Raw genomic sequence first — 11,348 nt, 5'->3', positions numbered from 1 at the left:
ATGTCCAGAGTGGGCAGGGTCAGATGAGTATAAGAGACAGGGCGGGTGCCGAAGCCGAGGAACGACAGCGCGGCCTCGGCCAGGATCGCGATCGCGAACGACACCGACGCCTGCACGATCAGCACGGACCCGATGTTCGGCAGCACGTGCCGCACCGCGATCGCGGTCCGCCGCCGCCCGGCGGCCCTGGCGGCCAGGATGTAGTCGGTGACCATGACCTGGAGCGTGGCGGCGCGGGCCACCCGGGCGAACGCGGGCACGGTGGCCACCCCGATCGCGATCATCGCGGTGAGCGTCCCGGCCCCGTAGACGGCGCCGAGCATGACGGCCAGCAGCAGCGCGGGGAAGGCGAACACGAGGTCGTTGACCCGCATGATCAGCTCGGACAGCCAGCCGCGCGGCGTCATCCCGGCGATCACGCCGAGCGGCGTGCCGATGACGGCGGCGATACCGACGGCGACGATGCCCACGTAGAGAGTGGTGCGTGCGCCGACCATGAGCTGGCTGAGGGTGTCGCGGCCGAACTTGTCCGCTCCCAGCAGGTAGCCGCCGCCCGGCTCGCGCAGCTTGCGTGCCGCGTCCACGAGCGTCGGGTCGTGCGGCGTCCAGAGGAACGACGCCAGCGCGGCCAGCACCACGAGCGCGACGAGCGTGCCGCCGACGACGAGCCCGGCGTTCAGCCGGCCTCTCATCGCAGCCTCGGGTCGAGCAGATGGTACGTCACGTCCACCACGAAGTTGATCAGCAGCACGGCCGCCACCAGCACCATCACCACACCTTGGACGAGCAGCAGGTCGCGCCCGGCCACGCCGTTGAGCAGCAGGTCGCCGAGCCCGGGAATGACGAAGACCCGCTCGACCACGACCGCGCCGACGAGCAGCGTGGCCAGCTGCAGCCCGAGCACGGTGACGACCGGGATCGAGGCGTTGCGCAGCCCGTGCCGCCACAGCGCGCCGGTGCTGCCCCGGCCCTTGGCGCGGGCGGTGCGCAGGTAGTCGTCGCGCATCACGTCGAGCACGGCGCTGCGCACGTACCGGGTGAGCACCGCGCCCTGGACGAGGCCGAGCGACAGCCATGGGAGGAGGAGGCTGCGCAGCCACTCCCCCGGGCTCTCGGCGATCGGCACGTAGCCGCCGGACGGCAGCGCCTGGGCCTGCACCGCGAACACGAACACCAGCAGGATCCCGGCCAGGAACGCCGGGACGGCGATGCCGACCTGGCTGGCCGCGCTGATGGCCGCGCCGAGGGGGTTGCGGTGGTGGACGGCGGCGAACGTGCCGAGGGGCACCGCGATGACCACCGCCACCGCCATGCCGCCGAGCACGAGCACGGCCGTGACGCCGAGCCGGTCGCTGATCTGCGGGCCGATGGGCGAGCTGGTCACGTAGGAGGTGCCGAAGTCGCCCTGGACCAGCCCGCCGAACCAGTCGAGGAACTGCGCGGCGGGCGTCCGGTCGGTGCCGAACTGCTTGCGCATCTCGGCCACCGCCTCCGGCGTGGCGTTGACGCCGAGCGCGATCTCGGCGGGGTCGCCGGGCAGCAGCGCCATGAACGCGAACACCGCCACCCCGGCCACGGCGGTGCTCGCGAGCAGCACCGCCAGCCGTTTGAGCAGGTAAACCGTCACTGCTTGGCGAGCGCGGTGAAGTCGAAGGACTCCGCGATGGCGTTCTTCGGCAGCCCGGTGACGCCCTTCTTCGCCACGATCAGGTTAGGGAACAGGAACAGCCAGTCGGCCGCGGCGTCGTCGGACAGCAGCTTGGCGGCCTTCTTGAGGTCGTCGGTCTGCTGCTGCTCGGTGCCCTCGTCGGCGGAGGCGAGCAGCTTGCCGAACTCGGGATTGTCATACCGGAAGTAGTACGACTTATCCGCGAATATCCCCATATCCCGGGGTTCGACGTGGTTGATGATGGACAGGTCGTAGTCGCCCTGCTTGAACACCACGTCCAGCCAGCGGGCCGGGAACTCCAGGGGCTCGATGTCGGCCGTGATGCCCACCTGGGCCAGCTGCGACTTGACGACCTGGGCGCTCGCGACCGCGTACGGCAGGTTCGGGATGCGCATCTTGACGGTGAGCGTCTTGCCGCCGAGCAGCTCCTTGGCCTTGGCCGGGTCGTACGGGTAGTCGCCGGTGCGGTCCTCGTACCACGGGTCGGTGGGCGGCACCATCGAGCCGATCAGCTGGCCGCGCCCGGCCCAGGCGGTGTCCAGCAGCGCCTTGTGGTCGATGGCGTAGCGGACGGCCTGGCGGGCCTTCTTGTCGTTGAAGGGCGGGCGGCTGTTGTTCATCGACAGCACGACCTCGCCGTTCGTCGTGCCCTCGACCGTCTGGAAGCGGTTGGGGTCGGCGAACTGCTGCAGTGACTCGGGCGCCTGCACGCTGGAGATCACGTCGATGCCGCCGGTCAGCAGCGCGTTGTTCATCGCCGTGGCGTCCTTGAAGTACTTCAGCGTGACCGCCTGCAGCGACGGCTTCGTGCCCCAGTAGGAGGGGTTCGGGTTGAGCTGGATGGAGTCGCCGCGCCGCCACGAGCCGAGCACGTACGGCCCGGTGCCGACCGGCTTGTTGGCCAGGTCGGCGACGCCGGTGCGGCTGAACATCGCGCCGAGCCTGGTGGCCATCGAGTAGAGGAAGCCGTTGCCGGGCCGCTTGAGCGTGACGACGGCGGTGGAGTCGTCCTTCTTCTCCACCTTGTCGACGACGTCGAGCTGCGACTTGATCTTGAGCTTCCAGTCCGTCTTGACCCGGTCGAGCGAGAACACCACGTCGTCCGCCGTGAACGGCGCACCGCTGCTGAACTTCACGTCCTTGCGCAGCGTGAACGTGTACGTCTTCCGGTCGCCGGAGACGTCCCACTTCTCGGCCAGCAGCGGCACGATCTTGCCGTCCTGGTCGAGCTTGACCAGGCCCTCGTAGACGTTGACGAGCAGCGCCTGCGGGATGGCGGCGCCCTCGGTGGCGGTGAAGTCCAGGTTCGCGGGCTCGGCCACGAATCCGACAGAGAGTGACTGGGCTTGGGGCGTGCCGCCGGCCGCGGCGCCGCCGTCGGAGCCGCCGCCGCAGGCGGCCGTGGCCAGCAGGAGACCGCCCACGGCGATCCAGGTTCCGATGCGCCTCATGTCTTGCAGCCTCCTGGCTAGTGCACTGGTCGGACCAGTAGGCTACGCACATTGCCAGTCGTCGGCGGTTCGGGTCAAGGGGGACGTGCATGGGTGGTCCGCGGTTCGAGCCGGTGCGTACGGTACGCGCCTACGAGCGCGTGGTGGAGCAGGTCGAGGAGGCCATCGAGAGCGGCTCCCTCTGCCCGGGGGCGCGGCTGCCGAGCGAGCGCGAGCTCATGGTGCAGTTCTCGGTCAGCCGCTCCACGGTGCGCGAGGCGCTCCGGGTGCTGCAGGCGCGCGGCCTGGTGCGGTCGCGGCCCGGCGACCCGCACGGCGCGGAGGTGCTGCCGTTCTCACCCGCCGTCCTGCACAAGTCGATGACCACGCTGGCCCGCGTGGCGGAGCTGTCGCTGGGCGAGCTGGTGCAGTTCAGGATGGTGCTCGACGCGTCGGCCATCCTGCTGGCGGCGCGGCTGCGCACGGAGGAGCAGCTCGCCGAGATGGCGGAGGCGGTGGCGAGCATGAGGGCCGCGGTCGAGGCGGGCGACGACGCCGCGGGCGCCGCGGAGGGGCCGGCGCGCGACGTGTACAGGACCGTCGGCGCCGCGGAGGGGGCCGCCCGGGAAGTGGACAGGGCTTTCGGCGCCGCGGATGTCGCGTTCCACGACGCCGTGGCGCGGGCGAGCGGGAACAAGCTGATCCAGATCTGCACCGACGTCGTCCGCTCGATCGTGGTCGATCTGATCGCCGGCAAGATCGCCTCCGCGCCCGACAGGGAGGCGCTGATGCGCCGGAGCATCGGCCATCACGAGGAGGTCCTCGCCGCGGTGCGCGCCGGCGACGGCCCGCTGGCCGCCAGGCTGTCGCGCGAGTCGATGTACGACTACTACGCCGGTTACGTCCCCGCCGACGAGCGGGCGGCCCTGCGAGCCCTCCTGGAGTGACGCACCCGAGTGATTTGCCCCACAGAGTGCTATGTTTTCCCACGTGACCCGCGTGGATGGGGACGGCCTGATTGAGGCCTTTCTACGCGAGCCGCGCCGCTACACCAGCCACCAGGTCGCCGAGATGGCGGGCGTGCCGGTCTACCGCGCGCGGCGCTTCTGGCGTGCCCTGGGGTTCGCGAACGTGGCCGACGACGCGGTCGAGTTCACCGAATCCGACGTCGAGGCGCTCAAGACGCTGCTCGGCATGGTCAGCTCGGGAATCTACGACGAGGAACACGTGCTGCTCATGGCCCGCTCCCTGGGGGCGGCCACGGCCCGGCTGGCCGAGTCGCAGGCCGAGCTGGGCGTGGAGGCACTCGACCAGGCGGGCGTGCCGCTGGCGGAGCGGCCCCGCGCGTGGCGCAGGCGGGCCGAGCGGGTGCTGCCTGACCTGGCGCGCCTGCTGGTCTACGCCTGGCAGCGCCAGCTCGCCGCCGCCGCGGGCCGCATCGCCGAGCAGGACATGAGCTCGGTACGGCTGGCCGTCGGGTTCGCCGACCTGGTCGCGTTCACCCGGCTGAGCAGGCAGATCACCAGCGGCGAGCTGGCCCGGCTGATCGACAGGTTCGAGGGGCGCTCGGCCGACATCGTCACCTCCACCGGCGGGCGAGTGATCAAGACGCTGGGCGACTCGGTGCTGTTCGTGGCCGACAAGTCGCACGTGGCGGCCGAGATCGCGCTGCGGCTGGTCGAGACGCACGCGCGCGGCAAGGACATGCCGGAGCTGCGGGTGGGGCTGGCGACCGGGCCGGTGATCTGGCGCATGGGCGACGTGTTCGGCACCACGGTCAACCTGGCGAGCCGGCTCACCGCGCTGTCGCTGCCCGGCACGATCCTGGCCGATCCGGCGATGGCCGAGGAACTGGAGGGCGACCGGGCCTTCTGGCTGCGGCCGGTCAACCGGCTGTCGGTGCGCGGGCTGGGCGAGCTGGCGCCGTTCACCGTCGTGCGGGCCGGCGCCACCTGACGTCCCCGGGGGCCGGCGTGGTCTGAGCCCTCGCCCGGCCCGGCAGTCTGACGCGCCGAGGCAACCTGGGGTCGCGCTCGATGCGTCACTCCCGTCAGCAGGCTTCGACAGGAGGCGTACAAGTTGGCGGATAGGGCGATATTTCAGGACTTCGTGGTGGCGAGGTCCGACCGGCTGTTACGCACCGCGTACCTGCTGACCCGCGACTGGGGCACAGCCGAGGATCTGCTGCAGGAGTCGCTGGCGAAGGCGTGGTTCGCGTGGCCGGGCATCGACGAGCCCGAGGCGTACGTGCGCAAGGTGCTGGTGACCACGTACACGTCCTGGTGGCGGCGCAGGTGGCGCAGGGAGCTGCCCAGCGCCGATCTGCCGGAGGCGGCCGCGCACGATCAGGGCGGAGAGCCGCGCGACGAGCTGTGGGTGGCGGTGGGCCGGTTGCCCGCCAGGCAGCGCGCGGTGATCGTGCTGCGCTTCTACGAGGACCTGCCGGTGGCCGAGGTGTCCAGGCTGCTCGGCTGCCAGGAGGGCACGGTCAAGAGCCAGACCGCCAAGGGGCTGGCCAAGCTGCGCATGGACGAGTCGATCGTGAAGGAGCTGCACCGATGACCGTGCAAGACCTGCGTGACGTCCTACGGGAGCGGGCCGAGGCGCCCTCGCCCGCGAACCCGCACCGCCACGACCAGGTCCACGCCCGCATCCGCCGGACCCGCCTGCACAGGCGCCTGACGGCGGGCGCCGCGGTGGTGGCGGCGGTCGTGGTCGGCGTGTCTCTCCTCCCCGGTACGACGGAGCGGCCGCGCGAGACGACGGCGGCCGCCCGGCCCGCACCCGAGCTGCCCGAGCGGTTCACGGCCGCCGACGGCACCGAGTACCGCCGCGTGGCCACGGCCACGCTCAAGGCGAAGGCCGCGCAAAAGACCTCCGTCACGATCCCGGTCACCGGCAAGCCGCTGGACGTGGCCGCGTTGTGCGACGGCGTGTCCGGCGGCGAACCACCGAACGTCTCGGTGAACGGCCGTGACGACCCTGAGTCCTCATTCACGCCGTGCGAGAAGGAGATGCAGCTGCGCGAGCTGACCGTGCCGGACGACGCCGAGGAGGTCACGGTCACGTTCGACACGACCACTTACGGCTCGGGCTGCGTCAGCAAGACGAAGGGCGGCCCATGCGTGCCGATCGAGCCCCGGCCGGTCGGCTGGAGCCTGGCCGTCTACGAGTGGACTCCGCCCGCCCGCCCGGTCGAGGCGGAACCGGTCAGGGCCTTTCCCGGACGGCTGGGGGGCGGGAAGCTGGCCGCCTTCACCTCGGGGATGTGGCCGCAGGACTCGTCCTTCACCATGACGTTCAAGAGCACCGGGACGGTGTTGATCGACCAGCTCTGCACGGGTGATCTCGCCGGGCGGATGCGGTTCACGTTCCAGGTCGATGGCTCCCCCGGGAGCGGGAACTGCGGCATCTGGAAGGAGGGCCCCTTCCCGATGGCGATGAGCGAGTTCTGGATCCCCAAGGGCAAGCAGGTGACGGTCAGGGGCAAGCTGCGTCTACGGGGCGAGTCTGCCAACCGTCCGGTTCGCTGGTCGGTGGGCGCGTACGTAAAGTAGATCATGTGATGGGACGTGCAGCGATCGAGGGCAGGCTGGTGGACGCCGACGCGCGCTTCGCGCTGGAGGCCCGCTACGGGCACTTCACCGCCATGCAGGTCAGGGACCGCCGGGTGCGCGGGCTCGACCTGCACTTCGAGCGGCTGGAAGGTGCCAACCTGGAGCTGTTCGGGGTGGACCTCGACCGCGCGGCGGTGCTCGCCTCGATCCGGGCCGTACTCGGCGACGACATGCGGGACGCGAGCGTGCGCGTGTACGTCGTGGAGTCCGACCGGCCGCGCGTCGTGGCCACCTCCGCCCCGCCGTTCCACGTGTCCCGAAGTCCCCAGAGCGTCAAGCCGGTCGTCTACCAGCGCTACCTGCCGCACATCAAGCAGGCGGCCGGCTTCCCGCAGGCCCATCTCATCCGTCAGGTCGCCCGCGAGGGCTTCGGCGAGGCGCTGCTGACCACGGAGGACGGCCTGATCAGTGAGGGCGCGATCACGAACCTGGGCGGCTTCGCGGGCGGCCGGCTGATCTGGCCGGAGGCGCCGATGCTGCGCGGGATCACGATGGGGCTGCTGGAGCGGATGGACGTGCCGCAGGAGCGCCGCCCGCTCCGGGTCGCCGACCTGCCGGGGCTCGACCAGGTCTTCCTGTGCAACTCGCGCGGCGTGGTGCCGGTCGGCCGAGTGGGCGATGTCGCGCTGCGCCAGGACGACAAGCTGATGGCGAGCGTGATCGAGTTCTACGACCAGGTCGCGTGGGATCCGCTGGATTGATCCGGTGACACCGCGCGGCAGAGCGCCGACGGCGTGGGCGTGATCGCGCGTCATCCCCGCCGAAAGCGGGCATGCAGTTCCGGCAACGACTTCACCTCAAATCCCCGGGATACTCCCTCCGTCTCGACCCCGAGAGAGGCCGCTGATCGTCATGCCGAGTTTTCCAGAGATCATGCACCGTACGCTCTTCCGCACGCTGTCCCTCCTCTCCCCCCAGGGGCAGGGCATGATTCTGCGCCGCTACTTCAACTGGAAGCACCGCTCCCCCGACCCGTGGAAACTGGCGACCGACAGCTACGAGCAGCAGAAATACCTGTCCACACTGCAGCACCTGCCGCCCAGGGCGTACCGGCGGATCATCGAGGTCGGCTGCGCCGAGGGCGTGTTCACCCACGCGCTCGCGGCGGCGTACCCCGACGCCGAGATCACCGGGGTCGACGTCTCCGAGCGCGCGCTGGCGCGGGCGCGCGAGCGCGTGAACGGCAACGAGCGGGTGCGTTTCATCCACGCCGACATCCTCACCCACCGCCCGGATCAGCGCTTCGACCTGGTGTTCTGCTCGGAGACCCTCTATTACCTGGGCCGTACGGACCGTCTGCGCCGCGCCTCCGCGCAGCTCTGCGCGCTGCTCGAACCCGACGGCGTCCTGGTGGCGGTGCACCCGTGGCCCGAGGCCACCCGGCTGCACCGCTACCTCGACGCGTCGCTGTCCCGCCTCGAGGAGCAGGTCTACACGGCCACGGCCCGGCCGTTCGCCATCGCGGTCTACGGCACGAAGCCGGCCTAAGTCTGGTGCCTGCCCAGCTTCTTCAACGACTACCCGTGGTCGCGTCAAGCTTATGTAGCAGGTGCGAAGTAGATGCGCATCGCGTTGCCGCCGAGGACCAGGCCGAGCGTGTCGTCGTCGAGCCCCAGGGCGGCCACGGCGCGGGCGTTGCGGGCCACGCCGGGGACGCCGGGCCAGTCCGTCGCGAAGACGAACTTGCGGGCCAGCCGCCGCAGGTCGAAGCGCTGGTAGTAGTCGGGGAGCCGGGCGGGCGGCAGGCCGGACAGCTCGATCCAGACGTTGTCGTGCATGAGCGCCAGGAAGGCCGCCTGGTCGTACCACCAGCCGCGGCCGCCGTGCGCCAGCACGAGCGTGAGCTCGGGGAAGTCGCGCAGGACGGGGTCGAGCAACTCGGGCGCGGCCATGGCGTTGGCCGAGCCGGGGAAGGTGCTGGTGCCGCAGTGCACGACGACCGGGATGCCGCGCTCGACGCACGCCTGGTACGCCGGGTACAGCATGGGATCCGCCACCGAGAACCCGCCGTGCACGGGGTGGAGCTTGAGCCCGGCCGCGCCCAGGTCCACCTGCCGGTGCACCTCGGCGGCGATGGGATAGTGCAGGTGCGGGTTGACGTTGGCCAGGAACGCGAAACGGTCCGGGTTGTGCTTGACGATCGGCAGCAGGTCCTCGACCGGCTGGATGCCGGTGGCCTTCGGGCTGTATTCGCAGAGCAGGATCGCCCGGTCCACGCCCTCGGCCGCCAGCAGGTCGTCGAACGCCGCCGGAACGATCACCCCGTCGTCGTCGAACGCCGAGCGCCATCCGGGGGCTCCGTACTGTTCCGCCCATCGCGCCCAGGCGGGCTTGACCGTGGACATCCTGGGCGGATGCAGGTGAGCGTCGATCAGCAGTCGTCCATCGAGCATGCCTCTGACCTTATACAGTTTGCTAGCGTTACATCAACGATTTGTAGACCATCCCTGTTCCGCGAACGGGACGCGGGCCAGGACGTTCGCGATGGCCGCCGCCGGGTATTCGATCATGTCGTCGGGCAGGCCACTCATGGGCCACCAGGCGATCTCTGAGCACTTGTGCGGCTCGGCGTTGTACGGCTCGCCGGTCCACGTGCCGGTGGAGAAGAAGAAGCCGGCCCGGTCGGGGATCCGGTGCATGACGTGGGAGAACGTCAGGTCGGCCGGGTCGATCGTCACCCCGAGTTCCTCGGCCGCCTCCCTGACGGCGGCCTCGGTCACCGACTCGCCCGCCTCCAGATGTCCCGAGGGCAGGTGCCACAGACCGTCGCCGTAGCCGGTTCCGGAGCGGCGGGCGAGCAGGAGCTGGTCGCCGCGGATGAGGATGACGTGCACGTCGACGATGGCCCGGAAACGACTCGGTCGCGGTGGTGCCGCCGGTGCCCCCGGGCGGCGGTCGAGGGCTTGGGCCCATTTGGCGGCCACGGCGGCCACCTGGATCAGCTCGGCCCGCAACCGGTCCGGGTCGCTTTCCGCGAACGCCTCCAGCACCTCCTCGGCCAGGACGTGCCGCCAGGTCAGCACGCCCTCACCGGCCGCTGCCTCCGTCTCGCGCCTGGCCAGGTCGGACTCGGCCACCGTACGCTCACCTCCGGTGCCGTCGGGCAGCTCCTGCATGCCCCACCTCTCGTCCTGAGCCGCTCGCTCGGCCGTCACGTCGGCGAGCACCCTCGCCAACGAGCCCGGCACGCCCGCATCGCCGTCGTGTGTCATGAGCCCAGTCTGGCGTGGAGACGTCGCAGGTCGGACGGCATTCGCCAAGCTCATGGTGCGGCGGGGCGGAAGCCGGGGCCCAGGTCCACGGTTCCCGAGCACACGTGGTCCCTGAACGCCCGCACCACCGGAGTCATCCCCTCCCCCGCCGGCCAGCTCACCCCGATCGTCCGGAACACCGGCGGTGACAGCGGGATCTCCACGACACCAGAGCCGGACGGGCTCGGACGGGGTCCTGGCTGCGAGCGGGGCAGGATCGCGACGCCCAGGCCCGCCGCCACCAGCCCCCGGACGGTCTCCGACTCCTGACTCTCGAACGCGATCCGCGGCTCGAACCCCGCCGCCGCGCACAGGTCGTCGGTGATCTGGCGCAGGCCGTACCCGTGCTCGAGCGTCACCTGCTCCTCCCCTGCCAGCTCCGCGGCCCGTACCCGCTCCCGTGTGGCGAAGCGGTGGGACGGCGGCACGAACACCACCAGTTCCTGGTCGGCGAGCGGCCGGCTTGCGAGGTCGGGGTCGTCCAGCGGCATGGGGGCGACGAACACCAGGTCGATCTCACCGTCGCGCAGGGCCCGCAGCATGTCCTGGCGCGACCCCTGCGCCAGGCTGAAGCGGACGCCCGGGTGGCGTTCACGGAACCCGCGGATGAGCGACGGGACGAGGGTGCGGCCGAGCAGGTGCAGGAAGCCGAGGACGACGCGGCCGCTGCCCGGGTCGATCTCCTCGCGCACCTCGCGGGCGGCGACGGCGACGGTGCCCAGCGCTCGGGCGGAGGCGGCGGCCAGCGTACGGCCCGCCCTGGTCAGGCGGATGCCGCGGCCGGAGGGCAGGACGAGCGGGGCGCCGACGAGGTCGGACAAGGCGGCGAGGCGGCGGCTCGCGGTGGGCTGGGGGATGCCGAGGAGCTCGGCGGCGCGCGTCACATGGCCGGTCTCGCCGACGGCGGCCAGCAGCGCGAGGGCGGGCGCGAGGCGGGCGGCCAGCTGTTCGTCGGATTCATCCATCACGGTATGAATTATCCACAATTTCTGTATTAGACGTATTTATTAGCCTTGCTTAGCGTTGGGTAGGTGGTCATCCAAGCGCAGCACGTTCCGGTCGAAGCAGACACGCGGCGCGTCAGCGCGGCGGTCGCGGCGGCCGGGCTGTCGTCGTTCGCGTTGCTGTACGCGCCGCAGCCGGTGTTGCCGCAACTGGCGGCCGCGTACCGGCTGGATCCCGGGAGCGCGTCGCTGGCCATCGGCGTGGCCACGGCCTCGCTGGCGGTGGCGGTGCTGCCGGTGGCGGTGCTGGCCGGGGTAGCGGGGCGGCGGCGGGTGATCGTCTGGTCGGTGGTGGTCTCGGCGGCGATCGGGCTGCTGCTGCCGCTGGCGCCGTCCTTTCCGCTGCTGCTGGTCATGCGGGCGGTGCAGGGGGTGGC

The 11,348-nt window shown here is 71.0% G+C and carries 13 protein-coding genes; 7 read left to right on the top strand and 6 right to left on the bottom strand.

All coding sequences use genetic code 11. From position 1 onward, the window contains the following. From EJK15_RS63160 to EJK15_RS63150, 3 genes are all read right to left on the bottom strand, one after another. On the bottom strand, positions 1–692 hold a 692-nt coding region (locus EJK15_RS63160), incomplete at its 3' end, for an ABC transporter permease (RefSeq protein WP_138719899.1). Further along, positions 689–1,627: an ABC transporter permease gene (locus EJK15_RS63155; protein WP_138719898.1), complete on the bottom strand. Its 939-nt coding sequence runs from the start codon at positions 1,625–1,627 to the stop codon at positions 689–691. The genes EJK15_RS63155 and EJK15_RS63160, both read right to left, overlap by 4 nt. Next, positions 1,624–3,120, bottom strand: coding sequence for an ABC transporter substrate-binding protein (locus EJK15_RS63150; RefSeq protein WP_138719897.1), 1,497 nt, complete (start codon positions 3,118–3,120; stop codon positions 1,624–1,626). Before EJK15_RS63150 ends, EJK15_RS63155 begins: the two co-directional genes overlap by 4 nt. A gap of 89 nt (positions 3,121–3,209) precedes the next feature. On the opposite strand from EJK15_RS63150, the gene EJK15_RS63145 reads away from it, so the two are divergent. The 6 genes from EJK15_RS63145 (at position 3,210) to EJK15_RS63120 (ending at position 8,204) form a co-directional block, all read left to right on the top strand. Beyond that, the gene (locus EJK15_RS63145; RefSeq protein ID WP_138719896.1) at positions 3,210–4,046 is read left to right on the top strand and encodes a FadR/GntR family transcriptional regulator; all 837 of its coding nucleotides are present in this window, start codon (positions 3,210–3,212) and stop codon (positions 4,044–4,046) included. 43 nt (positions 4,047–4,089) lie between these two features. Continuing rightward, a complete protein-coding gene (locus EJK15_RS63140) occupies positions 4,090–5,055 on the top strand; it encodes an adenylate/guanylate cyclase domain-containing protein (RefSeq protein WP_171075304.1) in 966 nt (321 codons plus the stop codon). Positions 5,056–5,178: 123 nt separating this feature from the next. Then, positions 5,179–5,661 carry a SigE family RNA polymerase sigma factor gene (locus tag EJK15_RS63135; RefSeq protein WP_138719894.1) on the top strand — a complete coding sequence of 161 codons (483 nt, stop codon included), beginning with the start codon at positions 5,179–5,181 and terminating at the stop codon, positions 5,659–5,661. Next, positions 5,658–6,656: a hypothetical protein gene (locus tag EJK15_RS63130; RefSeq protein WP_138719893.1), complete on the top strand. Its 999-nt coding sequence runs from the start codon at positions 5,658–5,660 to the stop codon at positions 6,654–6,656. The genes EJK15_RS63135 and EJK15_RS63130 overlap by 4 nt, the downstream gene beginning before the upstream one ends. Positions 6,657–6,664: 8 nt before the next feature. Beyond that, on the top strand, positions 6,665–7,417 hold the full coding sequence (locus EJK15_RS63125) for an aminotransferase class IV (RefSeq protein WP_240777994.1): 753 nt from the start codon (positions 6,665–6,667) through the stop codon (positions 7,415–7,417). A 151-nt stretch (positions 7,418–7,568) separates the two neighbouring features. Then, positions 7,569–8,204, top strand: coding sequence for a class I SAM-dependent methyltransferase (locus tag EJK15_RS63120; RefSeq protein ID WP_138719891.1), 636 nt, complete (start codon positions 7,569–7,571; stop codon positions 8,202–8,204). 50 nt (positions 8,205–8,254) lie between these two features. On the opposite strand, the gene EJK15_RS63115 is transcribed toward EJK15_RS63120, so the two are convergent. The 3 genes from EJK15_RS63115 to EJK15_RS63105 are packed head-to-tail and all read right to left on the bottom strand — an operon-like array spanning position 8,255 to position 10,932. Continuing rightward, positions 8,255–9,109, bottom strand: a complete 855-nt coding sequence (locus tag EJK15_RS63115; RefSeq protein WP_138719890.1) for an amidohydrolase family protein — start codon at positions 9,107–9,109, stop codon at positions 8,255–8,257. Between the two features lie 33 nt (positions 9,110–9,142). Beyond that, positions 9,143–9,928 carry an NUDIX hydrolase gene (locus tag EJK15_RS73805; RefSeq protein WP_240777993.1) on the bottom strand — a complete coding sequence of 262 codons (786 nt, stop codon included), beginning with the start codon at positions 9,926–9,928 and terminating at the stop codon, positions 9,143–9,145. 50 nt (positions 9,929–9,978) lie between these two features. Continuing rightward, positions 9,979–10,932 carry a LysR family transcriptional regulator gene (locus EJK15_RS63105; protein WP_138719901.1) on the bottom strand — a complete coding sequence of 318 codons (954 nt, stop codon included), beginning with the start codon at positions 10,930–10,932 and terminating at the stop codon, positions 9,979–9,981. Positions 10,933–10,998: 66 nt separating this feature from the next. Here EJK15_RS63105 and EJK15_RS63100 point away from each other — a divergent pair. Further along, positions 10,999–11,348 (top strand): MFS transporter (locus EJK15_RS63100; RefSeq protein ID WP_206062077.1); only part of this gene is annotated, 350 nt, incomplete at its 3' end.

The sequence above is a fragment of the Nonomuraea basaltis genome, assembly GCF_005893125.1.
Classification (GTDB): Bacteria; Actinomycetota; Actinomycetes; order Streptosporangiales; family Streptosporangiaceae; genus Nonomuraea; species Nonomuraea basaltis.
The sequence above is the reverse complement of the archived record's forward strand: the minus strand, read 5'-3'. Positions and strand labels throughout refer to the sequence as shown.

What these genes read in the sequence shown, in the direction of transcription:
- EJK15_RS63150 (WP_138719897.1), bottom strand. Translation starts at nt 3,120, where the DNA reads ATGAGGCGCATCGGAACCTGGATCGCCGTGGGCGGTCTCCTGCTGGCC.
- EJK15_RS63145 (WP_138719896.1), top strand. Translation starts at nt 3,210, where the DNA reads ATGGGTGGTCCGCGGTTCGAGCCGGTGCGTACGGTACGCGCCTACGAG.
- EJK15_RS63130 (WP_138719893.1), top strand. Translation starts at nt 5,658, where the DNA reads ATGACCGTGCAAGACCTGCGTGACGTCCTACGGGAGCGGGCCGAGGCG.
- EJK15_RS63125 (WP_240777994.1), top strand. Translation starts at nt 6,665, where the DNA reads ATGGGACGTGCAGCGATCGAGGGCAGGCTGGTGGACGCCGACGCGCGC.
- EJK15_RS63120 (WP_138719891.1), top strand. Translation starts at nt 7,569, where the DNA reads ATGCCGAGTTTTCCAGAGATCATGCACCGTACGCTCTTCCGCACGCTG.
- EJK15_RS63115 (WP_138719890.1), bottom strand. Translation starts at nt 9,109, where the DNA reads ATGCTCGATGGACGACTGCTGATCGACGCTCACCTGCATCCGCCCAGG.
- EJK15_RS73805 (WP_240777993.1), bottom strand. Translation starts at nt 9,928, where the DNA reads ATGACACACGACGGCGATGCGGGCGTGCCGGGCTCGTTGGCGAGGGTG.
- EJK15_RS63105 (WP_138719901.1), bottom strand. Translation starts at nt 10,932, where the DNA reads ATGGATGAATCCGACGAACAGCTGGCCGCCCGCCTCGCGCCCGCCCTC.